The organism is Streptomyces sp. NBC_00009, assembly GCF_045040855.1.
In the GTDB taxonomy this organism is placed as follows: domain Bacteria; phylum Actinomycetota; class Actinomycetes; order Streptomycetales; family Streptomycetaceae; genus Streptomyces; species Streptomyces aureus.
Genome location: NZ_CP108312.1, coordinates 4,711,293 through 4,735,401, shown reverse-complemented (window position 1 = coordinate 4,735,401; position 24,109 = coordinate 4,711,293). Strand labels below are relative to the sequence as shown.

The following is a 24,109-nucleotide window of genomic DNA, read 5'->3' as shown; positions in this document are numbered from 1 at the left end:
CGGGTCACGTCGAGATCACTTCTGCAGTACCGACAGGTCCTGGTCCGCGTGCGGCACCGAGACCGTCCCCCGGTCGTCCGGGAGCGTCTGGACCGTGAACATGGGGACGCCGGGGACGTCCGCGTCGGGCACGTCCAGCATCCGCGAGCCGTAGACCTCCCCGCCGGACACCTGCTCCACCGTCAGCGCGTACGGCCCCTTGAGCCCGGCCGGGACCGGCGGCTGCACGGACATCGTCGTGCCGGCCTTCACGGTGTACGTCTTCGTGACCGGGGTCCCGCCCTCGGTGCCCGCCGACGCCGTCACCTTGACCGTGCCCGCCGCGCCCGGGGCCGTCAGCGACAGCGTCGAGCCCTTCGCGCGGTTGTCGGCGACGGTCGCCCGCGCGCCGACGGGCCGGGTCGCCGGGATGAACGCCGACTCCTGATCGCCGCCCTTGCCGCGCACGACGCGCAGGGCTGCCACGACCGGGGCCGAGTCGCCCGTGGGCGTCAGGACGAGGGAGCCGGCTTCGCCGCGCGTCACGTCACCGAGGTCGACGGCGGCCGTCATCCCCGACTTCACGTGCAGGCTCTCGTGCCCGGCCGGGGTGATGCGGCCGGTCGGGGAGGCCAGCTGGACCTTCAGGTCCGCGTCGTTGTCGCCGTGCGTAAAGGCGACCAGGCGCACGCTCGTGGCGTCCTTCGGGATGCCGGGCAGGACGACCGTGCCCGCGGGGTCCGCGGACGCCGGGAGCCAGTCGCCGCCGAGCTTGTCGTCCGCGGCGAGGACGGCGGCGGCGACCCGGCCGCTGCGGGCCGTCACATGGAGCGTGACGTTCGTCTGCGGCTTGTCGGTGAGGGTGGACAGCAGGACCGGCACGCTGGAGTGCGGCTGGACCTGGATGCCCTCGCCCACATCGGACTTGATGGCGCCGTTCGCCCCGTACAGCTGGACGTCGACGACCGCCGCCGAGCCGTCCGGGTTCGTGAGGTGGATGTAGTCGCTGCGCTCCTTGGCGGTGGAGGCGCCCGGGAACCAGAAGTCCGTGTCCGGCGCCGAGCAGTTCACCCCGAGAAGGCCGCGGCCGGTGCCGGCGGCCACCTCCGTCGTCTGCTGCACGGTCCAGCCGGGCGCGAGATTCCCGTCGGCGCTCCCCACGAGCGCGGGCGACTCTGCGCCCGACGACTCACCCGCCACGGGCTTGCCCGGCTTCAGCGGGGACAGCACCGGCTTGTCGGCCTTGCCCTTGCCCTTGCCGCTCCCCGTGCCGTCCGTCAGCTCGCGCGTGGCCGACGACAGGGCGGCCTTGCCCGAACTGCCCGACCCCTTCGAGGCGGGTGTGTACGAGGTGTACGCGGTCTCGGCGAGGTCCGACGTGCTCGGCGCGGGGCACAGCAGGCTGGAGCGCTCCACCGGCAGCCGCGCGGCCGCCTTCGCGGAGTCGCCGTCGCCGCCGGGCGCGGTGGCCGCCGCGAAACCGGTGACAGCGGCGAGGGCCGCGGCCGCGGCGATCAGGGACAGGGTGGTGCGGTTCACTGCTGGCTCCCGTCGGGGCGCTCACTGTCGGTGCCGTGCGGCGGCTGCGCGGGCGGCTGCGGCTGCTCGTACGGGGCGTCGTAGGCCTGCTGCCCGTACTGCTGCCGGCCGTCGTACGTGCCCCCGTAGGCGTACGGGTCGTACTGGCCGGCCTGGTAGGGGTCTGCCTGATAGGGATCCGCCTGCTGGGTCGGGTCGTACGTGCCCTGGTAGGCACCGTCCTGGTACTGCTGCTGATCACCCGCGGCGTACTGGCCGTACTCGGCGGCCGCGTACGTGGGGGTGTCCCACTCGCCGTACGACTGCTGCTGCGGCACACCGGCCGCGGCGAGCTCCTCCTCCGAAGGCGGCGGCGGTACCGCGCCGTCCGTGCCCTCGGCTGAGGCTTGATCGGCTTGTTCGGCCTCCGCCTGGGCGCGCAGGCGGCGGGCCCTGCGGCCCTCGCCCTCGACGGCCTGCGCGGGCACGACGGGCTCCTCGGGGAGGTCGTCGTCCACGTCCCTGCGCCGGCCCGGCAGCGCGAGCACCACGAGGACGAGAGCGAGCACGCCCTGCGCCCACAGCCAGGCCGCGTGCGAGATCGGCGCGTCGAACGTGACGTCCAGGCGGCCGCCCGTGGCGGGCAGTTCGAAGCCCTGCGCCCAGCCGTCGACGGTCGTCTTCGTCAGGGGCGCGCCGTCCAGCGTCGCCGTCCAGCCCTCGTCGGCCGTGTCGGCGATGCGCAGGACACGGCCGGCCTTGCCCTCGGGGATCTTCGTGTGGAGTTCGACGGGGCCCGCGGCGACGGGCTGCGGCTCGTCGGACCCGGACACGATCGCGGCGCGGGAGACCTGCCGGTCCACGCGCCACAGGGCGGTGCCGTCCTGCTGGCTGAGCCGGGACAGGCCGGGCGTGGAGTCGAGCACGCGGCTCATCTGCCGGGGCGCGCCCGCGCGTACGAGGACGTAGCGCACGGCGAAGCCGCCGAGCTGGTCGGCCTGGTCGGCGCCGGAGCCGGCGACGAGGTTGGCGACGACCTTGTCGAGCTTCTTGTTGCTGCCGCCCGCCTCGGTCAGTTCGGCGTCACCGAGGCGCGCGCCGGCGCCGCGCACCAGGGTGTACGACACCCTGGCGGCCGAGTCGCTGTCCATGACGAGGGTGCGGGCCTGGTCCTGGGTGTCGCTCTCCTCGGCGACGAACGCGGGCACCTGGGTGGGGTCGCGGCGCTCCAGGGGGCCGTCGGCCCCGCGGATCATCCAGCCCGCCGCGGCGAGGAGCGGTCCGGCCACCGCGGCGAACGCGATGAGGGCCGCCACCGGCTGCCGCCAGCCGAAGCTCTGCTCGGCCACGCGCGAGCGTGCCCCGTCGGCGCCGAGCACGGCGGCGGCGAGGAGGGCGATGCCGTAGACGAGGGTCGCGGGCCCGGCCCAGGCCGAGCTGTTCGACAGGGCCGCGAAGACCAGGGCCACCAGGGCGATCGCCCAGGCGGTGAGGACGGCGGGGCGGCGCTCGGTGCGCAGGAGCGCGGCGAGCCCGGCGAGGACGATGCCGATGAGCAGCAGTCCGCCGAGGGTGCCGGAGCCGCCGGGCGAGGCGCCGAGCAGGCCGAGCGCGGACGCGGACCCCTTTCCGTAAGGGAGGCCCGCCTCCTTGAAGAAGCCGAACGGAAGCAGCGTCAGCGACCAGGGCGCGAGCATCAGGAGCGGGGTGCCGAGCGCGGCCAGGAAGCGGAGCCCGTACGCGGTGATGTCGCCGCGGCGGACCGCGAGGAGCGCGATGCCGAGGACGAGCGCGATCGGCCACACGATGGGCGTGAAGGCCGTCGTGACGGTCAGCAGGAGGGCGTACGCCCAGGTGGCGCGCCAGCTGCCGCGCGCCCCCGCGTTGTTCATCAAGCCGCTGGCGGACAACCCCGCGCGCGCGATGAGCGGCAGCAGGATCGCAAGGACCGCGGTGCCGATCCGGCCGCCGGCGAGCGCGCCGGTGGCCGCGGGCAGGAACGCGTACGCGACCGCGGCCCACGCGCGCAGCAGGCGCGAGGTGACCAGGGGCCGCGAGGCGAAGTAGGCGGTGAAGCCGGCGAGCGGCACCGAGCAGACGAGGAGCACGGTGACGGCGAGTCCGGTCGAGCCGAACAGGAGCGTGGAGAACGCGGCGACGAGCGCCAGGTACGGCGGCGCGGACTGGGTGCCGCCCGTGCCGGCCGCGTGCCAGCCGTCGAGATAGCGCGACCACAGGGCGGACGCGTCACCCGGAGCGGGCAGCAGCGCGCCGCCCGCGAGCGCCCCACCGCCGAGCAGCGCGCGGCAGGCGATGAGCGACACGAACAGCAGCACCACGAAGAGCATCGGTCCCGGCTTGCGGGCGATGCGCTTGAGACGGGCGAACTGCTCGATCTCCAGGAAGTCCGCGTCGTCCCCGCCGGGGCCGGACTCGACGGCGCTGCCGTGCCGTCCCGCGGCGTTGATCTCGGGGTCGGACGCGCCGAAGACGCTGCCCGCGACCTGCTCGACGGTGAGCCGGACCGTGGCGCCCGGCGGCGGGAAGAGCGGCCGCAGCTCCTTGGCGTCGACCACTCCCTTGCCGCGCCTGCGGCGGGCCGCGAGGATCCGTTCGGGCCGCAGCAGGGTGCCGAGGAGTCCGGTGATCTCGTCGAGCGCCTGGCCGGGAACCTTGCCGACGAGGTACGCGAGCGTACGCGCGAGCGTGCCGATGACGAGGCGCAGAAGCACCCAGGGCAGCACGGCCGTAGGGGCGTTGACGAGCAGGGTGTAGACGGCGCCGGCCTTGTCGACCTTGTGCGGGGACGTCGCCGTGCGGCCCACGCAGTCGACGGTGCGGCGCTCGCGCGAGGAGGCCTCCGCGTGCCGGACGACGGCGTCGGGGGCGATGACGACGCGGTGCCCGGCGGCCTGGGCGCGCCAGCACAGGTCGACGTCGTCGCGCATCAGGGGCAGTCTGCGGTCGAACCCGCCGAGCTGTTCGAAGACATCGCGCCGGATCAGCATGCCGGCGGTGGACACGGACAGGACGGGCCGCACGTGGTCGTGCTGCCCCTGGTCCTGCTCGCGGCGGTCGAGGCCGGTCCAGCGGCGCCCCGAGTTGGCGATGGAGACGCCGACCTCGAGAAGCTGCCTGCGGTCGTACCAGCCGAGCAGCTTGGGTCCGACGACGGCGACCTCGTTGCCGATCTCGCGCTCGTTCTCGACGACGCGCAGGAGTTCGGCGAGCGCGTCGGGCTCGGGCGCGCAGTCGTCGTGCAGGAGCCACAGCCACTGCTCGGGCTCGCCGTGCGGCAGCTCCGGCATGTCGTAGGCGTCGTCGCGCCAGCTCCGGCTGACGGGGTCCCAGCCACTGGGGCGCTTGAGGTACGGCAGCTCCTCCGGTGTCAGCACTCCCGCGGTGCGCGCCGCTTCGTCGACGGCCTGGCCGAAGCCGGTGCGGCGGGCCAGGTGGAGAACGCGCTCGTCGCCGATCGCGTCGGCGATCAGCGTGGCGGAGGCGTCCGCGCTGCCGGTGTCGGCGGCTACGGCGTTCTGTACGGGGCGCTCCTGGCCGAGCAGTCCTGACAGGACGTCGGGCAGCCAGCGTGCTCCGTCGTGGGAGACGAGCAGGGCGGTGACGACATGTCTGGGGAACTCGGGTGGCCTGGTCGGGTCTGGCCCTGCGGCGTGCCCCGGGTTGAACGCGGCTGCGGCAGTGTCGAATTGGCCTGCCGAATGGCTGTGCACGGACATCGAGGTACGGGCCCCGGTTCGTTGGACTGCGGTGGACGCCTGTGCCCTGCGGGGGCGCTGGGTCGTCTCGGACGGGGCCCCACACTAACGGCTGACAACAACGGCGGCCCGCCCCCTGTGGACAACTCAGGGCGACGGGCCGATCGCTACGCGGAAAAGAGTCTTCGGACGGCGCCCTTGTGGCGGTCCTCGGTGCGGCCCCAGCTCTGGTCCCGGCTGCGGGCCTTGGTGTGGGGCTTCGTGCGGGGCTTCGTACGGTCTTGCGGCGTTCTGCAGTCTTTGTCGCCTCAGACCGCGGCCTTCTTCAGGCGGCGCCGCTCCCGCTCGGAGAGGCCGCCCCAGATGCCGAACCGCTCGTCGTTGGCGAGTGCGTACTCGAGGCACTCGGACCTGACCTCGCAGGCGAGGCAGACCTTCTTGGCCTCCCGGGTGGAGCCGCCCTTCTCCGGGAAGAAGGACTCGGGGTCGGTCTGGGCGCACAGCGCGCGCTCCTGCCAGCCGAGTTCCTCTTCCGCGTCCTCGACCAGCAGTTGCTGAAACGACTCGGTCATAGTGCGCCCCTCGTCCGTCTGTGCGTCCCCGTGATGCTGCCGTTACCGATTTCGGCTGAACGACACGAGTGAAATTACAAGTGTGCCGATCCGGGCCAGTCAAGCCGAGATCTGCTATTGGGTCCCTTATTCACTCTGCGGAACCAAGGGTATGCGGAAAGTGTTCAAATCGGTCTAAATCTTGACACTTGCCAGAGGCCCATCCCGGCCGCCACTCCCCCAGAGCTCCGGCAGGCCTCACGCGGGCCTCTGCAAGGAAGGACGCCTCGGGCGTTGATCCCGTTCCGGGAGCGGCGCCGGAGCGTTCCGGATCACATTCGGATCACGGGAGCGCGACGGCGTTTGTACGCCCGGTTGATGCGCCATGTGTCCGAGCCAGAAGCTGCACAAACCTTTCGCCTGGCAGGGCAACCGGATGAGGTGAAACATATCCCACAATCCGGACACCTAGTTGACAGAGGAGGAGTGAACCGGTGTCCTGGTGGGCATGCTCGCGAACTTGGCGCTTTCCGTGACCCGACCCGGGTCCCTCGGTGCTGCCCACGCGCGCTGTCGCTGTTGCTGTCCCAGCTGTTGAGCCCACCGCGCTCCGGCTGAATCCCCTCGCTCCACCGCGCTCCACACCCCCGGCAGTTTCATCTGTGCCGGGCGCCGTCCAGCGACACCCCCCAGCACACCGCACTCCGCCGAGGAACCCCCATACCCATGAACAGCGACAGCGACCTCCAGATCGCCGGCGACATCCTCGAAGTACCGCACCTGCTCCAGCCCGCGCGCGAGCACCCGGCCACCGTCGCCGAGTTCGCTGGCCTGGCCCGCACCATCGCCGCCGACCGCGGCCGGTGGGAACACCTCGTCGAGTACGACGCCACCAGCCGCTGGTACCACCGCCTGCAGACCGGCCCCGGCTACGAGGTCTGGCTCCTGTCCTGGGTTCCCGGACAGGGCAGCGGACTGCACGACCACGGCCGCTCCTCCGGGATACTGACCGTCCTCCAGGGCGAGTTGACGGAGCGTTCGGAGCGTGGCTCCCGCACCCTCGCGCCCGGCGCACAGCGCGTCTTCGCCCCCGGCTACGTCCACGAGGTCGTCAACGACGCGCTGGAACCCGCCGTCAGCCTCCACGTGTACTACCCCGGCCTCACCGAGATGCCCATGCACGCCCCCCGCTGCGTCAGCGACGCCACGCAGGATGCCGTGACCGCCTGACGAACTGTCGTACCCGCCTGCGATGCTGGGCACATGCGCATTGTGGTTCTGGCAGGCGGCATCGGTGGTGCCCGGTTCCTTCGCGGTCTCAAGCAGGCGGCACCGGACGACGCGGTCATCACGGTCATCGGAAACACCGGGGACGACATCCATCTCTTCGGCCTGAAGGTCTGTCCCGACCTCGACACGGTGATGTACACGCTCGGCGGCGGCATCAACGAGGAGCAGGGCTGGGGACGTACGGACGAGACGTATCTGGTCAAGGAGGAGCTCGCCGCGTACGGGGTGGGGCCCGAGTGGTTCGGTCTCGGCGACCGGGACTTCGCGACCCACATCGTCCGTACGCAGATGCTGGACGCCGGCTATCCGCTCAGCGCGGTCACCGAGGCGCTGTGCGAGCGCTGGAAGCCCGGCGTGCGGCTCATCCCGATGTCCGACGACCGCGTCGAGACCCATGTGGCGGTGACCCTCGACGGAGAGCGCCGGGCCGTGCACTTCCAGGAGTACTGGGTGAAGCTGCGGGCCTCCGTGGACGCGCACGCGGTGGTGCCCGTCGGCGCCGAGCAGGCCAAGCCCGCGCCGGGTGTCCTGGAGGCCATCGCCGAAGCGGACGTCATCATCTTCCCGCCGTCCAACCCCGTCGTCAGCGTCGGGACCATCCTCGCCGTGCCCGGCATCCGCGAGGCCATCGCCGAAGCCGGTGTGCCCGTCGTCGGGCTTTCGCCCATCGTCGGGGACGCGCCCGTGCGCGGCATGGCCGACAAGGTGCTCGCCGCGGTCGGCGTCGAGTCGACGGCGGCCGCGGTGGCGCAGCACTACGGCTCGGGGCTGCTCGACGGGTGGCTCGTCGACACGGTGGACGCGGGCACGGTGGAGCGCGTCGAGGCGGCGGGCATCCGCTGCCGCGCGGTGCCGCTGATGATGTCCGACCTGGACGCGACGACGCAGATGGCGCGTGAGGCGCTCACGCTCGCGGCGGAGGTCCGCGCGTGAGTGACGCTCCCTCCTTCCGCGCCTGGGCGCTCCCCGGCATCCCCGAGGTCCGGGAGGGCGACGACCTCGCCAAGCTGATCGCCACCGCCGAGCCCGGCCTCGTCGACGGGGACGTACTGCTCGTCACCTCGAAGATCGTCAGCAAGGCCGAGGGCCGGATCGTCGAGGCGACCGACCGCGAGGCGGCCATAGACTCCGAGACCGTACGGGTCGTCGCGCGCCGCGGCACCCTGCGCATCGTCGAGAACAAGCTGGGTCTGGTCATGGCCGCGGCCGGTGTCGACGCGTCGAACACGCCCGCGGGCACCGTGCTGCTGCTCCCGGAGGACCCCGACGCGTCGGCCGCGGCGATCCGGGACGGGCTGCGGGACGCGCTCGGCGTGGACGTCGGGGTCGTCGTCACGGACACCTTCGGCCGCCCCTGGCGCAACGGCCTGACCGATGTCGCCATCGGCGCCGCGGGCGTGCACGTCCTCGACGACCTGCGCGGCGGCACGGACGCGTACGGCAATCCGCTCAGCGCCACCGTCGTCGCCACGGCGGACGAGCTGGCCGCCGCCGGGGACCTGGTGAAGGGCAAGGCGGCCGGGCTGCCCGTCGCCGTCGTGCGCGGGCTCGCGCACGTGGTGGGCGAGGGCACCGGCGCGCGCGAGCTGGTGCGCGTCGCGCGTGACGACATGTTCCGGCTCGGCACGTCCGAGGCCGTGCGGGAGGCCGTGACCCAGCGGCGTACGGTGCGGGCGTTCACGGACGAGCCGGTCGACCCGGGAGCCGTACGGCGCGCGGTCGCCGCGGCCGTGACCGCGCCCGCCCCGCACCACACGACGCCGTGGCGGTTCGTGCTCCTGGAGTCGCAGGACTCGCGGGTCCGGCTGCTCGACGCGATGCGGGACGCGTGGGTCGAGGACCTGCGGCGCGACGGCAAGAGCGAGGAGTCCGTCGCCAAGCGCGTGCGCCGCGGTGACGTGCTGCGCCAGGCGCCGTATCTGGTCGTGCCGTGCATGGTGATGGACGGGTCGCACACGTACGGGCACGCGCGGCGGGACGCCGCCGAGCGGGAGATGTTCGTGGTCGCGGCCGGTGCGGGCGTGCAGAACTTCCTGGTCGCGCTCGCCGGTGAGCGGCTCGGCTCCGCGTGGGTGTCGTCGACGATGTTCTGCCGCGATGTCGTACGCGAGGTGCTCGGGCTTCCGCAGGAGTGGGACCCGATGGGCGCCGTGGCCGTGGGGCACGCGGCCGCCGCCCCTGCCGAGCGCCCGCCGCGTGACGCCGGTGACTTCGTGGTCGTGCGCTAGGGCGTGTCCGGCGGATCAGGTCGCGCACGGTGGCCTCGATCGGTCGGTGCAGGTGAGCGGGGCCTGGTGCGTCGAGATGCAAGGCGGAGGAGGGCGACAACGCGATGGGGGTCCCCCCTGCTCGAGCGAAGCCGAGAGCTTGGGGGAGTTGGCAACCGACGACAACGCCGCAGGTCGGCGTGCCAGGTCCCGCGACCGCGACATGATCCGCCGGACAGGCCCCGCGACCGCGACAGGATCCGCCGGACAGGCCCTGGAAGAGCGGCTACCAGTCGGCGATGTTCGTGCGGCGCATCTTCGGCTGTCTGCGCGGGGGTGTGCGGCCGCTGAGGAGGATGAGGCGGGCCGCGCGGTGGCGCTGGCCCTGCTCCTCGTACGGGGCGAGGAGCCGCAGCATCTCCGCGTCGTCGGCGTCACGGTTGCCGGCGAGGGCGTAGCCGACGATGCCGGGCAGGTGGATGTCGCCGGTCGTCACGGCGTCGGCTGCGCCGTTGCTGCGCTGGACCGTCTCGGCGGAGGTCCAGGGGCCGATGCCGGGGATCAGTTCGAGGCGGGCGCGGGCGTCGGCCGGGGTCATCGCCGCGGCCTCCTCCATACGCCGGGCCACCTTGACGGCCCGCAGGATGGTCGAGGCCCGCTTGTTGTCGACGCCCGCGCGGTGCCACTCCCAGGACGGGATGAGCGACCAGGCGCGCGGCTCCGGCATGACGTGGAGGCCGAGCCCGGCGGTGGGGCCGGGCGCCGGGGTGCCGTACGTACGGAGCAGGATGCGCCAGGCGCGGTACGCCTCCTCCGTCGTGATCTTCTGTTCCAGGATCGACGGGATCAGCGATTCCATGACCAGACCCGTACGCAGCAGGCGCAGTCCCGGCCGGTAGTGGTGGGCGTGGGCGAGGAGCCTGTGGCGCGGCTCGAACGCCTCGGGCTCGTCCAACTCGCCGAGAAGTTCCGGGAGTTGGGCAAGGAGCCAGGTCGCGCCCGGGCCCCACGCCTCCGCCTCGGCGACTCCGCCGCGCAGGGCCACGCGCAGGGTGCCGGGACCTTCGGGGGTGCGGGTGGCCCGCCAGACCGAGCCGTCCGGTGTGACGCGGAAGGCGGGGTCGGCGGGCCCCCGGCGCAGCGGGCCCAGGGTCAGGCCCAGGTCGAACGGGCCCCTCGGTAGCCAGCGACGGGTGTGCGCCTCGGTCGCCGGGCGCGGCACGACGGCTCGGGGCACGCCGGCCCTGGGCACGCCGACCTCGCCGCCGCGCACCGTGGTGCGCGTGGGGCGGGGGGCGTATCGGCCGGCCAAGGGGTCCTCGTCGGGTGGTGGGGTGCTCCTTGCAGCGTAGGGGGTCGGGCTCGCCGGCCCCTACTGGTCCGAGGAGACGACCCCTGCCGGTCCGAGGAGACGACCCCTACTGGTCCGAGGAGAAGCGCACCGCCGCCGCCGGGATGCGGGCGTCGCACCACACCCGTACGCCCGACTGGAGTTCGTTGTCCGCGCCGACCGTCGCGCCGTCGCCGATCACCGCGCCCGTCAGGACCGTGCGGGCGCCCACGTGGGCGCCGCGGCCGATCAGGGAGTCGGTGACGACCGCGCCCGCCTCGACCGTCGCGCCCGCGAGGATCGCGCTGCCCGAGATGCGGGCGCCCTCGCCGACCGTCGCGTTCTCGCAGACGACCGTGCCGCCCGTGAGCTTCGCGCCGGGGTCGACGGAGGCGGTGGGCAGCGTGAGGCTGTCGCCGCGCCGGCCGGGGACCGCCGGGGACGGCGCGCGGCCGAGGACGAGGTCCGCGGAGCCGCGCACGAAGGCCTGGGGGGTGCCCAGGTCCAGCCAGTACGTGGAGTCGACCATGCCCTGGAGATGGGCGCCGGACGCCAGCAGGTCGGGGAACGTCTCGCGTTCCACGGAGACGGGGCGGCCCGTCGGGATCGTGTCGATGACCGAGCGGCGGAACACGTAGGCGCCCGCGTTGATCTGGTCGGTGACGATCTCCTCGGGCGTCTGGGGCTTCTCCAGGAAGGCCTGGACCCGGCCTGTCGTGTCCGTGGGGACCAGGCCGAACGCCCGCGGGTCCTCGACCCGGGACAGGTGCAGGGAGACGTCCGCGCCGGTCGTCTCGTGCTCGTGCACCAGGGCGCGGATGTCGAGGCCGGTGAGGATGTCGCCGTTGAAGATGAGGACCGGGTCGTCGGGTCCCGAGTGGAGACGGGACGCGACGTTGCGGATCGCGCCGCCGGTGCCGAGGGGCTCCTCCTCGGTGACGTACTCCAGATGCAGTCCGAGGCGTGAGCCGTCACCGAAGTACGGCTCGAAGACCTCGGCGAGATACGAGGTGGCAAGCACGATGTGCTCGACGCCCGCGGCTCTCGCCCGGGCCAGCTGGTGGGTGAGGAACGGGACGCCCGCCGCCGGGACCATCGGCTTGGGTGTGTTCACGGTGAGCGGTCGCAGTCGGGTGCCCTTGCCGCCGACCAGGAGGATCGCTTCTGTCACCTGTCGTCTCTGCTTCCTGCTGGGGCCGGTCGAACTGCCTTTCGGCCGGCCAGTGTATGCAGACTGTGCGGTGCGGCCGGGCGTCAGCGGCCCTGGAGACTGGCCGATGTGGACCGGGCGGTGCCGAGCTTGTTGTAGAGGAGGCGCCCCGGGCACTCGGTCGCGAAGCCGTCCCGGTGCCCCGAGATCACGTTCAGTCGTACGCTCTCTCCCTTGCCGTACAGATTGCCACCGGCCGACGTGAGATATGTCTTACCGCTCGGATTCACCCCGTAGAGGCCAAGCTTCCAGGCCGTCAGGCGGGCGAGGCCCTTCACCGCGGCGGCCGGCGGCTTCGAGGTGCCGAAGGTGCCGAGCACCGCGACTCCCATGCTGTTCGTGTTGAACCCGAGCGTGTGGGCGCCCATGACCGGCTTCGCCACGCCACCGGCACGGCCCTCGTAGATGTTGCCGCACTTGTCGACGAGGAAGTTGTAGCCGATGTCGCGCCACCCCATGCTCTTCACGTGGTAGCGGTAGATACCGCGGACGACTGAAGGGGCTTGCGAGCAGCTGTAGTTGTTGCCCGTGGCGCTGTGGTGCACGAAGGCCGCCTTGACCTTCGAGGTGTAGCCGAAGTCGCGCTCGCGCAGCGTCTCGTCGGCGCCCCAGCCCGTGCGCGTGACGATGCGCGGGCGCGGGCCGATGTAGGGGCGGACCTTCGCGTCGGCCTCGCCGCCGCGGGCCTCGATCAGTTCGCTCTCGGTCTCCTTCTTGCTGAGGGCGGGGATGGCGTCCGCGCCGAGCGGGGCCAGGTCGGCGTTGACGGCGGAGGCAGCCGCCGACTCTGCGGTCAGCGCTCCGGCGCGGGGGCCCTCGGCGGGGGCACCGGCGGGCGGGGGCTCGTCGCCGGGGTCGACCAGTTCGAGGTGCAGGCCCTTGGGCAGAGGGGCCTGAGCGGCGGAGTTGGCGACAGATGCGGCGGGCGCGGGTGCCCGGTGCGCCGGGGCGGCCTGGGGGCGCACGCGCACCTCGACGCCGTCGGAGGCGCCGACCCACAGCGGGGCCGTGGAGCCGCGCACCCGGCCCGAGTCGCGCTCGGCCGTGCCGGGGTCGGGGGCGTGGTCACCGTTGTGGGTCTCGACCTCCTGCCAGCCTGACCAGTGGGCGGTGCCCGTGGCGCGCGTACGCACCTGGACGCGGCCCTCCAGCGCGACGGCCGGGTCGTCCCAGACGACGCCGACGAGCGAGAAGGGGTGCACATCGCGCTGGGTCAGACCCTGTTCGCCCGGGGCGTGCAGACCGCGGTCGCGGGGCAGGACGGACAGGGGCAGCGACTGGGTGCTGCCGGGGACGGCTTCGGCGGTCAGGGCTCTGGCGGCCGAAAGGATCGTGGCTGCCCCGGCTCCGGAGGACAGGGCGAACGGAAGGGAGAGGGCGGCCGCACACGCGACGCCGATCGAGGAAGCTAGGAATCCACGCATGTCAACGATCGTGGACATAGCGACACATATCTGTCCATCGGGAAGTGTCATTGGTGGGCAGGGGAATTGACAGTTCATCGGGCCGACACGGCGTCGTGGTTCCCCCGGTCGGCCGCACGACGCCACACGCCCCGCGTACCCTTGCGCCCGTGAACGCCACCGACCGCACCCCCGCCGATCTGCTGCGATCCGCGCTCGCCGCCGATCCAGGACGCCCACTGGTGACCTTCTACGACGACGCCACGGGCGAACGCGTCGAACTGTCCGTGGCCACCTTCGCCAACTGGGTGGCCAAGACCGCCAATCTCCTCCAGGGCGACCTCGCCGCGCAGCCCGGCGACCGGCTCGCGCTGCTGTTGCCCGCGCACTGGCAGAGCGCCGTGTGGCTGCTCGCGTGCGCGTCGGTCGGAGTCGTCGCCGACGTCGACGGTGACCCGGCCGCCGCCGACCTCGTCGTCAGCGGCCCCGACTCGCTGGAGCGGGCGCGCGCCTGCTCCGGCGAGCGGGTGGCGCTCGCCCTGCGTCCGCTCGGCGGCCGCTTCCCGCAGCCTCCGGAGGGCTTCGCCGACTACGCGGTCGAGGTGCCGGGGCAGGGCGACCGGTTCGCCCCGTTCGCGCCCGTGGACCCGGAGGAGCCCGCGCTCGTCGTCGCGGGGGCGGAGCTCACCGGCGCCGAGGTCGTCGAGAAGGCGCGGGCCGACGCCACGGACCTCGGCCTGACGGGCCCCGGCTCGCGCCTGCTGTCCGGACTCCCGTACGACACCTGGCGCGGCCTGAGCGCGGGCCTGTACGCGCCGCTCGCCACCGGCGGTTCCGTCGTCCTGTGCCGCCACCTCGACGGCCTGGACCAGGAGTCCCTGGCCAAGCGGGTGGAGAACGAGCGGGTCTCGACGACCGCACTCTGAGACACCCGGGCCGGCGTCACCCGTTCGGCCCTGTCCACCCCTGGGCCACCGGGCCACGGGCGCCGTGCCGGGCGATGGTCGAAGGGGCGCACCTGCGCACCGTCGTCGTCATGAGGGGTGGACTCACGTGACCGAATCCGCAGGCACGCCCCGGGAACCGCGGCACCCCGGCGACGACGACGCGGCGGGACCGGTCACGCGCGGGTCGGGCGCGGGCTCGTCCCCCACGGGGGCGGGCACGGCCCGGCGGCGCCGGCGCTGGCTGCGGTACACGGCGATCGGCGTCGGCGTCGTGGTGCTCGCCGCGGGCGGCACCGGCTGGGCGGTCTACGAGAAGCTCCAGGGGAACATCACCGAGGACACCGACGCGGCCGCCGAGCTCGCCCGCTACGAGAAGGAGCGGCCCACCTCGCTCGTGCACGGCGCGCAGAACATCCTGCTGATCGGCTCCGACTCGCGGGCCGGCGCCGGCAACCGCAAGTACGGCCGCGACTCGGGCACCCAGCGCTCGGACACGACGATCCTGCTGCACATATCCGCCGACCACAAAAGGGCCGTCGCGGTCTCGCTGCCCCGCGACCTGATGGTCGACATACCGAGCTGCCGCACGCCCAAGGGCACCCGCACCGGCCCCATGTTCGCGATGTTCAACTACGCCTTCGAGCAAGGCGGTTCGGCCTGCACGATCCGTACGGTCGAGAAGCTCACCGGCATCCGCGTCGACCACCACATGGTCGTCGACTTCAGCGGGTTCAAGGACATGGTCGACGCCGTGGACGGCGTCGAGGTCTGCCTGAAGAAGTCGATGAACGACCCCGCGGCGCGCCTGAAGCTGCCCGCGGGCAAGCAGACCCTCAACGGTGAACAGGCGCTCGGCTTCGTGCGGGCCCGCAAGAGCCTCGGCAACGGCAGCGACACCGACCGGATGGACCGCCAGCAGCAGTTCCTCGGTGCCCTGGTGAACAAGGTGCAGAGCAACCAGGTGCTGCTCAACCCGACGAAGCTGTACCCCGTGCTCGACGCGGCCACCTCGTCCCTGACCACGGACCCCGGGCTCGCCAGTCTGCGCGGCCTCTACAACCTCGTACGCGACACACGGGACATTCCGACCGAACGCGTCCAATTCCTGACGGTGCCGCGGCGCAGTTACATCTACAACGCCAACCGCGACCAGCTCGTCCAGCCCGCGGCAGAGCAGCTCTTCACGCAACTGCGCACCGACGCCCCCGTGGCGGTCGCCGAACAGACGCCGAAGGAGAGTGCCGCCCAGAGCTCCTCCGACGGCTCCGGCGAGGACAGCTCGGACACGGACAACATGGCGTACGAGCACGACGGATACGACGACGGGAAGCCCGGCGACCCCTCCGTTTCGTCCGGTTCCTCCCCCACTCCGGCACCCACATTCCGCGGCAACACGGCCGCCCAGGATGCCTGCGGGTAAAGCGATACCCAAGGGGTTCGCGTCACGTCCAAAGAAATAGGACGGATTGCCCAGTTGTAGGGAAGTGGAATTTGTCACCGCCGTCGCTCGGCGCTGAACTGGGCGGATAGTGTGAGCGATCCGGTGCACCCGGCCAACGACGGTCGCGCACTGAATTCCGACTGACCGAGCGCCTTCTTGAGGGGGACAAGGCGCCGCGTGGCCCCGACGGAGGATGCAGACAACCGTGGACGCGCAAGGCCGTGGGCGGGCGGACAACATCGACCCCGCAGACCAGTGGGTACTCAACCCGAACACCGGCGATTACGAACTGCGACTGAACCCTTCCTCTGGGCAGTCGGCCGTACCCGGACCTCGCAGGTCTTCCCAACGCCCCACCGGGCAACGGGGACAGACCGGGCAGAACCGGCAGAACGGCAGGACCCGCGAGGAACAGGACAGCCGCGAGGTACCCGGCCAGCGCAGGCGGCGGGCCCCGCAGCCGGAGCCGGCCAGCAGGCGCCGGTCGAGGCCGAAGAAGAAGTCGCGGGCGAAGAAGGCGCTTCTGTGGACGGGCGGCACGATGGCCTTCGTCATGGTCGCCGCCGCGGGCGGGGTGTATCTGTACCTCCGCCACCTCGACGGCAACATCAACACCACCGATGTCGTGGGCGCCAAGAACGGCTTCAGCAAGGACGAGGCCTTCAACCTCCTCATCATCGGCACGGACAAGCGCACCGGTAAGGGCAACGAGGGCTACGGCGACAAGGGCAGCGTCGGCCACGCCGACACGAACATCCTGCTCCACGTCTCCAAGGACCGTACGAACGCCACCGCGTTGAGCATTCCGCGCGACCTCGTCGTGGACATCCCGAGCTGTCAGGTGCGGCAGAAGGACGGCTCGGTGCGAACGATCGACGGCACGCCGAACCAGCGCTTCAACACCAGCCTCGGCCAGTTCGACCGGGACCCGGGCTGCACGATGGAGACCGTCAAGAAGGTCACGGGCATCACCGTCGACCACTTCATGATGGCCGACTTCAACGCAGTGAAGACGCTGTCGAGCGCGGTGGGCGGAGTCGACGTCTGCGTCGCCAAGCCCGTCGACGACGCGGAGTCGCACCTCAAGCTGCCGAAGGGCCACAGCGTCGTCGAGGGCGAACAGGCCCTCGCCTTCCTGCGCACCCGGCACAGCTTCGGCAACCAGGGCGACCTCGACCGCATCAAGGTGCAGCAGCAGTTCCTCGGATCCCTTGCACGCAAGATGAGTTCGGGCGACACCCTGACCAGCCCCTCCAAGCTGACGAGCCTCGCCGAGGCGGCGACCAAGGCCCTCACGGTCGACAAGGGCATAGGCAGTCTCAGCCACCTCAAGGACATCGCGCTCGAGCTGAAGAAGGTGCCGCCGAAGAACATCTCCTTCATCACGACGCCGGTCATCGACAACCCGGCGGACGGAGTCGTCCACAAGACGGTCATCGTCAACCCGACGCTCGCGCCGCAGGTCTTCTCGATGATCAAGAGCGACGTCTCGCTGACGGAGACGAAGAAGAAGGAGAAGGCCGCCGAGGCCGCCAAGCTCAAGGGCCCGAAGTCCGCGGCCTCCGACGTGCGGGTCGACATCTACAACGGCAGCGACACCGTGGGCGCCGCTCAGCAGACCCTCACCTGGCTCCAGAACACCGAGGGCGTCACGAAGTCGACTCAGCTGGGCAACGCGCCGAAGAAGCTGTCGAAGACGACCCTCGAGTACTCTCCCGGCCAGGCCGACCAGGCACGGCGGCTGGCCGACATCATGGGGCTGCCGGCCTCCGCGCTGAAGCCCGGCAAGAGCGAGAAGAACGATCAGGGCCTGCCGGCCATGATCCTCACGCTCGGTGGTGACTTCAAGGGAGCCGGGACACCCATAGCCGCTCCGTCGAAGGCGCCGGACAACGTTGAGAAATCAACAGCGGACAAGACTGTGTGCGCCAAGTGACCAACCTCGGCCGCCTCTTGACTGTCTAACAGACAGGATCGGGGCGGCCGAGGTGTAGGCCGGGGGCGGGAGGGCGGGGCATGAGGCAGAGCAGTGTGCGTGACAGTCGGCGTACGGCCGGGGGGCCGGACGGCGAACAGGGTCGGGTACCCGGGCAGAGTCAGGGTGACGGCAGCGGGCCGCGCGGCCACCGGCGCGGACGCACGCGCCCGCGGCGCCGCAAACACCGGATACTCCGCTGGTTCTCGATCACCCTTGCCGTACTGATACTCGGCACCGCGGGAGCGGGCTATCTCTGGTACGAGCACCTCAACAGCAACATCAAGACGGACAAGCTCAACATCGGCGAGCACCAGGCGGCGAAGCCGACGCCGAACGCGGCGGGCCAGACCCCGCTGAACATCCTGCTGATCGGCTCGGACGCGCGGGACTCCAAGGCGAATCAGAAGCTCGGCGGCGCCAAGGACACCTTCGGCGGCGTACCCCGCGCGGACGTGCAGATGCTGGTCCACCTCTCCGCGGACCGCAGCAACATGTCGGTGGTGAGCATGCCGCGCGACACCCTCCTCAAGCTGCCGAAGTGCACCGACCCGAAGACGGGCAAGGAGTACCCGGCCACGGTGGGGCGGCAGATGACGAACGACTCGCTCGGCCGCGGCGGCCCCGGCTGCACGGTGGCCACCTGGGAACTCCTGACCGGCATCCACATCGACCACTTCATGATGGTCGACTTCGCGGGCGTGGTCTCCATGGCGGACGCCATCGGCGGCGTACCGGTGTGCGTGGACGCCAACATCTACTCCAAGGACAGCCAGGGTCACGGCTCGGGCCTGAAGCTGGCGAAGGGCACGCACCCGGTCAAGGGCGAGCAGGCCCTGCAGTGGCTGCGTACGCGCTACGGCTTCGAGGACGGCAGCGACATCGCGCGCACCAAGGCGCAGCACATGTACATGAACTCGATGGTGCGCCAGATGCGGGAGAACGCGACCATCACCAACCCCGGCAAGCTGCGCAGCCTCGCCGAGGAGGCCACGAAGGCACTCCGCGTCGACGAGGGCCTCGACACGGTCAAGAAGCTCTACGACCTCAGCAACGAGCTGAAGAAGCCCGCGCCGAAACGCATCACGATGACGACGATGCCGTACGTGTACGAGGGCGCGCGCGTGGCCCCGAAGCCGGGCGACGCGGACAAGCTGTTCCGGCTCGTGCGCGAGGACGTGGCCCTGGACGGCAAGGACAAGAAGAAGGCGCCGCCCAAGGAGTCGGACGATCCGGCGGCGCCCGACGGCGAGATCGCCGTGCAGGTGCAGAACGGCACGCGGACGGCGGAGCTGCCCGCGGCGTCGGGCCGGGCGAGCGCGGTGTCGCAGATCCTGACCGCGAAGGGCTTCACGAAGGCGTCCGCCGATCAGTCGCAGTCACTGAGCGAGGAGAAGACGGTCATCCGCTTCCCCAGCGTCGATCTGGAGGGCGACGCCCAGCGGGTCGCCAAGTCCCTTGGCATTCCGCTGAGTTCGGTGAAGAAGTCGACCGACGTCTCCGGGGTGACGCTCGTCGTGGGCGACGACTGGCGGGAGGGGAACACCTACCCGAAGTCCTCGAAGGACGACGACACCACCCCGGACACGGCGCTGGCGCTGAACGGTTCGGACAAGAAGGCCTGCATGAAGGTGAACAAGAACTTCACCTGGTGACGCACGCGCCGGGGCCGCGCCCCGTCGGACTCCGAGGCCCTCAGGCCTCGCTGAGTACGGCGGGGCGCCGCGACGCGATGACCCTCTTCGCGAGGGAGCGCGGGCTGGTCAGGAAGCCCCAGCCCCACGACATGTGCATCGTGGCGAGCGCGACCGGGATCTGCAGGCGCGCCTTCAGGGGCAGCCCCTTGCCGGCCGGCACCGAACCGGCCGCGATGGCCGCCAGGTAGCCGCCGGGGATCACGAAGCCCCACGGCGTCACGAGCGCGCCCACGACGACACCCGCGGCGATCGCGCACACGGCGGCCGGCGGCGCGAGGTAGCGCAGGTTGATCGAGCCGGCGTGGTAGCGGGCGACGACGTGCCGCCAGCGGCCGTAGTCCTTGTACTGCTTGGCGAGCGCCTTCGCGCTGGGCCGCGGCCGGTACGAGACCTTCAGCTCGGGCGAGAACCAGATGAGGCCGCCGGCCTCCCTGATCCGGAAGTTCAGCTCCCAGTCCTGGGCGCGGATGAACTCCACGTTGTAGCCGCCCTGCCGCTCAAGGGCCTCGCGCCGGAAGACGCCGAGATAGACGGTCTCGGCGGCCTGCGCCTCACCACCCGTGTGGAAGGCGGCATTACCGACGCCGATCTTCGAGGTCATCGCGGCGGCGACGGCCTTCTCCCAGTCGTTCGTGCCCTGGGCGTGCATGATGCCGCCGACGTTCATCGCGCCGGTCGCCTCCAGGAGGCGGACGGCGGTCGCGATGTAGCCCTGCGAGAGCGCGGCGTGCCCGTCGACGCGGACTACGACCGGGTGGCGGGAGGCCTTGATCGCGGCGTTCAGCGCGGCGGGGGTGCGGCCCGTCGGGTTCGGCACGGTGTGGACGCGGGGGTCTTCGGCGACGAGCTGCGCGGCGATCTCGTCCGTACGGTCGGTGGACGGGCCGAGGGCGACCACGACCTCCATCTCGCCGTCGTACTCCTGCGCCAGGATCGCCTCGACGGCCTCGCGCAGGTGCCGCTCCTCATTGAGGACGGGCATGATCACCGATACGGGCGGAAGCTGCTTGTCGGAATTCGCGTTCATCAGGCGTCACGTTACCGCTAATGGGGGACACCGGCGCGCGCCGCCGTGGTCACTGCCGCGGGCAGGAGATCCTATCGGCCTACGGTGCTCGCGATCCCACGCCCACCTTCTCGGAGGTGTCCCCACGTGCCCAGTCCGCCGACCCGCTCCCCCGCACGCCCGCCGCGTCCCCCACGGCAGGAGCGCGGCCGTCCCCCCGTGCCCGCCCCCGTACGGAGGAGGAAGCCTCGGTGGGCCATGCGGGTGGCGACGACGGTCTCGGTCACGGTCCTCGCGGCCGCCGGGATCGGGCACGCGGTCGTCACCGGGCTCGACACCGAGATCAACCGCGTCGACCCCTTCAAGGACATGAAGAACCGGCCCTCCGGCGGTCACGGGATGAACGTGCTGCTCGTCGGCACCGACGGCCGCGACAAGATCACCCCGGCGGAGAAGACGAAGTACCGGCTGGGCGGCGCGCCCTGTCACTGCACGGACACGATCATGATCGTGCACCTCTCCGCCGACCGGGACCGCGCGAGCATCGTCAGCCTGCCCCGGGACTCGTACGCCGAGATCCCCCCACACACCGACCAGACGACGGGCCAGCAGCACCACCAGCACCCGGTGAAGCTCAACGCGGCGTATGCGGAGGGCGGGCCCCATCTGACCGTGCGCACCGTCGAGCACATGACCGGGGTGAAGATCGACCACTATCTCGAGGTCGACTTCACCAGCTTCATGAAGACGGTGGACGTGCTCGGCGGCGTCGAGATCTGCACGGCCAAGCCGCTCAAGGACTCGTACACCGGGCTCGACATGGCAGTCGGCACGCACACGCTCGACGGCGGCCAGGCCCTCCAGTACGTGCGCGCCCGGCACACCGACGGGGCGGGCGACGTGGGCCGGATGCAGCGCCAGCAGCGCTTCCTCGCCGCGCTCATCGCGAAGACCACGTCGTCCGGGGTGCTCCTGAACCCGGTCAAGTTCCGTGATGTGGCTCGCACCCTGCTCAGCTCCGTGCGCGCGGACCGGGGGTTCGGCACGGATCAGATGGTCGAGCTCGGGCAGGCGATGCGGGGGTTCTCACCGTCGTCGTCGGAGTTCACGACCGTGCCGATCGGCAACGTCAGCTTCCCGGTCCCGGGCATCGGCTCGACGGTGAAGTGGGACCCGGCGAAGTCCGGGAAGCTGTTCAAGGCGCTGCGCGAGGACAAGCCGCTCGCCGTGCACCACCAGAAGAAGATGGGGACGGTCGTCGGCGTCGCCCCGCAGCAGATCCGCGTCCAGGTCGAGAACGGCACGATGACACCGGGTCTCGGCAGGAAGGTGGACGCGGGGCTGCGGGGGACGGGGTTCCGCACGAGCGGTACGCCGATGAACGCGGCGCAGCGCACCGCTCAGCACACGGTGGTCCTCTACGACCCGCGCTGGGACCGGTCGGCGAAGGCGCTGGCGACGGCGCTGCCGGGCGCGCAGCTCCAGGCCGTGAACGGACAGGGCGCGGTACTGAAGGTGGTGGCGGGCCCCGACTTCAAGTCCGTACAGGCGGTGCGGGCCGAGGATGCGCACCAGGGAGAGTTCGGAGCGGTCACCGGGGACCAGGTGGTGTGCGGCTGACGCCCCGCCGCCTCCGGACGGAAAGCCCTAGGGTCTTTCGTTTGGATCAGGCCGGATCAGGGAGCGGGGTCTGGTGCCGTGCATCGCAAGGCGGAGGAAGGAGTCGACGCGATGGGGGTCCCCCCTGCTCGAGCGAAGCCGAGAGCTTGGGGGAGTCGGCGACTGACGACAACGCCGCGAGGTGCGGTGCCAGGCCCCGCGAGCCCGGCATGATCCAAACGAGAGGCCCTAGTCCTGAATGCCGTCGGCCGCGCGCTGCTCCCGCAGTTCCTTGATCGCGCGGCGGCGCGCGAGCCGGTGCTGGCGGCGGATCTGGGCCTCCTGGTAGCGCCGCTTGTCGCGCTCGCTCTCCGGGAGCACGGGCGGCACCGAGCGGGGCTTGCCGTCGGCGTCGACCGCGGCGAACACGAGGTACGCGGAGCCGACCTGCTGGGCCGGCGTCGACTCGTTCCAGCGTTCGGCGAGGACCCGGACCCCGACCTCCATGGAGGTGCGGCCCGTCCAGTTGACCTGCGCCTTCACATGGACCAGGTCGCCCACGCGCACCGGCTCCAGGAAGACCATCTCGTCCATGGAGGCGGTGACGGCGGGTCCGCCCGAGTGCCGTCCGGCCACGGCGCCCGCCGCGTCGTCGACCAGTTTCATGATCACGCCACCATGTACCGTTCCGAGCAGGTTGGTGTCGTTATGGGTCATGATGTGCGACAACGTCGTACGGGAAGCTGAGGTCGGCTTACCCGGAATTTCGGATTCCGTGCCGCGGGCCTGGTCTGTCATGACCTCCACCTTATGCCGGGCAGGACACGGGCCACTTTGTGTCAGCTCTGCAACAGCCCTGGTCTGATTCGACACCCACCCTTGTGGGGCACACATCCCAGGACTGCACACTGGGGCCATGAACGATTGGCCAGAGGGTTGGGGCGACAGTCAGGGCGGCGGCGACCGCGGTTACGGTCGCGGCAGTGCCAGCGCGCGCCCCGAGGGCGCCCGCGCAATGCCGCATGTGCAGCGCGGACAGGGCGGCGGCCCCCGCCGCTCCGCGCCGCCCCGGCCCACGGTCCCGGCGCAGCCCTCGTACGGCGAGGGGTACGGGGACCAGTACGACAGCGGCTACAACACCGGCCAGGTCTACGGCGATGGCGGCGGGCGCCGCGGCGGCAGCGGCTACGTACCGAACGACAACGACCCGGCCGACGGGTACGCGCCCCCGCGGCCGCGGCCGAACTGGGGCCGGCGCATCAAGTGGGCCGTCCTCACCCTCGTCGTCGTGTTCGTCGGTGTGAGCATAGGCACGTACTTCTGGGCCGACTCCAAGCTCCACCGTGACGTCGACCTCTCCAAGGTCATAGAGCGGCCCGAGGCCGGCAAGGGCACGAACTACCTCATCGTCGGCACCGACAGCCGGGCCGGGATGTCCGACGCGGAGAAGAAGAAGCTGCACACCGGGTCCGCCGAGGGCAAGCGCACGGACACGATGATGATCCTGCACACCGGCGACAACGGCAGCACGATGATCTCCCTGCCGCGTGACTCGAACGTCACGGTCCCGTCCTTCAAGGGCTCGGACTCCGGCAAGTTCTATCCGAACCAGGGCCGCCAGGTGAAGCTCAACGCCGCCTACGCGGAGGACGGCCCCGAACTGCTCGTGCGGACCGTCGAGTTCAACACCGGGCTGCACATCGACCACTACGCGGAGATCGGCTTCGGCGGCTTCGCGAAGATCGTGGACGCGGTCGGCGGCGTCGAGATGAACCTGAAGGAGGGCTTCAAGGACAAGTGGTCCGGAGCCGACTTCCAGAAGGGCAAGCAGACGCTGAACGGCCAGCAGGCTCTGGCCTTCGTCCGTACGCGCCACGCGTTCGCCGCGAGCGACCTCCAGCGCACCAAGAACCAGCAGGCGTTCCTGTCGGCGCTGGCCCACCAGGTGGCCACCCCGTCGACGGTCATGAACCCGTTCAAGCTCTACCCGACGATGGGAGCGGGACTCGACTCGCTCGTCGTCGACAAGGACATGAGCCTGTGGGACCTGGGCTCGATGTTCTTCGCCATGAAGGGCGTCACGGGCGGCGACGGCAAGTCGATGAACATGCCGGTCTCCGGCTCCGTCAACGGCAACCTCGTCTGGGACAAGACCAAGGTCAAGCAGCTGGTGGGCGAGCTCAAGAACGACGAGACCGTGACGGTCTCCGGCAACTGACGCAAGAGACGGGGCAGTTGGC

General features: G+C 71.3%; 17 protein-coding genes. 9 read left to right on the top strand and 8 right to left on the bottom strand.

Translation table 11 applies throughout. From position 1 onward, the window contains the following. Positions 1–15: 15 nt before the first annotated feature. From OHA58_RS21435 to OHA58_RS21425, 3 genes are all read right to left on the bottom strand, one after another. Positions 16–1,518, bottom strand: coding sequence for a DUF5719 family protein (locus OHA58_RS21435; protein ID WP_405480694.1), 1,503 nt, complete (start codon positions 1,516–1,518; stop codon positions 16–18). Beyond that, complete coding sequence (locus tag OHA58_RS21430) at positions 1,515–5,234, bottom strand: glycosyltransferase (RefSeq protein ID WP_405480692.1); 3,720 nt, start codon at positions 5,232–5,234, stop codon at positions 1,515–1,517. The genes OHA58_RS21435 and OHA58_RS21430 overlap by 4 nt, the downstream gene beginning before the upstream one ends. Before the next feature lie 287 nt (positions 5,235–5,521). After that, a complete protein-coding gene (locus tag OHA58_RS21425) occupies positions 5,522–5,785 on the bottom strand; it encodes a WhiB family transcriptional regulator (RefSeq protein WP_093617031.1) in 264 nt (87 codons plus the stop codon). Between the two features lie 705 nt (positions 5,786–6,490). Here OHA58_RS21425 and OHA58_RS21420 point away from each other — a divergent pair. The 3 genes from OHA58_RS21420 to OHA58_RS21410 are packed head-to-tail and all read left to right on the top strand — an operon-like array spanning position 6,491 to position 9,282. Continuing rightward, on the top strand, positions 6,491–6,994 hold the full coding sequence (locus OHA58_RS21420) for a cysteine dioxygenase (RefSeq protein ID WP_405480690.1): 504 nt from the start codon (positions 6,491–6,493) through the stop codon (positions 6,992–6,994). 33 nt (positions 6,995–7,027) lie between these two features. Further along, positions 7,028–7,987, top strand: a complete 960-nt coding sequence (gene cofD, locus OHA58_RS21415) for a 2-phospho-L-lactate transferase (RefSeq protein WP_405480688.1) — start codon at positions 7,028–7,030, stop codon at positions 7,985–7,987. Then, complete coding sequence (locus OHA58_RS21410) at positions 7,984–9,282, top strand: coenzyme F420-0:L-glutamate ligase (RefSeq protein ID WP_405480686.1); 1,299 nt, start codon at positions 7,984–7,986, stop codon at positions 9,280–9,282. Before cofD ends, OHA58_RS21410 begins: the two co-directional genes overlap by 4 nt. Before the next feature lie 265 nt (positions 9,283–9,547). Here OHA58_RS21410 and OHA58_RS21405 read toward each other — a convergent pair whose 3' ends face one another. The 3 genes from OHA58_RS21405 to OHA58_RS21395 form a co-directional block, all read right to left on the bottom strand. Then, positions 9,548–10,573, bottom strand: a complete 1,026-nt coding sequence (locus tag OHA58_RS21405) for a DNA-3-methyladenine glycosylase family protein (protein WP_405480684.1) — start codon at positions 10,571–10,573, stop codon at positions 9,548–9,550. Positions 10,574–10,679: 106 nt separating this feature from the next. Next, a complete protein-coding gene (locus tag OHA58_RS21400; protein ID WP_405480683.1) occupies positions 10,680–11,762 on the bottom strand; it encodes a sugar phosphate nucleotidyltransferase in 1,083 nt (360 codons plus the stop codon). Positions 11,763–11,845: 83 nt separating this feature from the next. Further along, on the bottom strand, positions 11,846–13,225 hold the full coding sequence (locus OHA58_RS21395; RefSeq protein ID WP_405480682.1) for a peptidoglycan recognition protein: 1,380 nt from the start codon (positions 13,223–13,225) through the stop codon (positions 11,846–11,848). 149 nt (positions 13,226–13,374) lie between these two features. Between OHA58_RS21395 and OHA58_RS21390 the strand changes: the two genes are divergently transcribed. The 4 genes from OHA58_RS21390 (at position 13,375) to OHA58_RS21375 (ending at position 19,222) form a co-directional block, all read left to right on the top strand. After that, positions 13,375–14,130 (top strand): TIGR03089 family protein, encoded by a 756-nt coding sequence (locus tag OHA58_RS21390; RefSeq protein WP_405480680.1) that lies wholly within the window; start codon positions 13,375–13,377, stop codon positions 14,128–14,130. A gap of 127 nt (positions 14,131–14,257) precedes the next feature. After that, positions 14,258–15,571 (top strand): LCP family protein, encoded by a 1,314-nt coding sequence (locus OHA58_RS21385; RefSeq protein ID WP_405480678.1) that lies wholly within the window; start codon positions 14,258–14,260, stop codon positions 15,569–15,571. A gap of 226 nt (positions 15,572–15,797) precedes the next feature. After that, a complete protein-coding gene (locus OHA58_RS21380; RefSeq protein ID WP_405480677.1) occupies positions 15,798–17,528 on the top strand; it encodes an LCP family protein in 1,731 nt (576 codons plus the stop codon). An 80-nt stretch (positions 17,529–17,608) separates the two neighbouring features. After that, positions 17,609–19,222 carry an LCP family protein gene (locus OHA58_RS21375; RefSeq protein WP_405480676.1) on the top strand — a complete coding sequence of 538 codons (1,614 nt, stop codon included), beginning with the start codon at positions 17,609–17,611 and terminating at the stop codon, positions 19,220–19,222. Between the two features lie 40 nt (positions 19,223–19,262). On the opposite strand, the gene OHA58_RS21370 is transcribed toward OHA58_RS21375, so the two are convergent. Next, positions 19,263–20,291, bottom strand: a complete 1,029-nt coding sequence (locus tag OHA58_RS21370) for a glycosyltransferase family 2 protein (protein WP_405480674.1) — start codon at positions 20,289–20,291, stop codon at positions 19,263–19,265. A gap of 237 nt (positions 20,292–20,528) precedes the next feature. Between OHA58_RS21370 and OHA58_RS21365 the strand changes: the two genes are divergently transcribed. Then, positions 20,529–21,890 (top strand): LCP family protein, encoded by a 1,362-nt coding sequence (locus OHA58_RS21365; protein ID WP_405480672.1) that lies wholly within the window; start codon positions 20,529–20,531, stop codon positions 21,888–21,890. A 228-nt stretch (positions 21,891–22,118) separates the two neighbouring features. On the opposite strand, the gene OHA58_RS21360 is transcribed toward OHA58_RS21365, so the two are convergent. Continuing rightward, positions 22,119–22,667 (bottom strand): acyl-CoA thioesterase, encoded by a 549-nt coding sequence (locus OHA58_RS21360; protein ID WP_405480670.1) that lies wholly within the window; start codon positions 22,665–22,667, stop codon positions 22,119–22,121. 118 nt (positions 22,668–22,785) lie between these two features. Between OHA58_RS21360 and OHA58_RS21355 the strand changes: the two genes are divergently transcribed. Further along, on the top strand, positions 22,786–24,087 hold the full coding sequence (locus tag OHA58_RS21355; protein WP_405480669.1) for an LCP family protein: 1,302 nt from the start codon (positions 22,786–22,788) through the stop codon (positions 24,085–24,087). Positions 24,088–24,109: the final 22 nt, after the last annotated feature.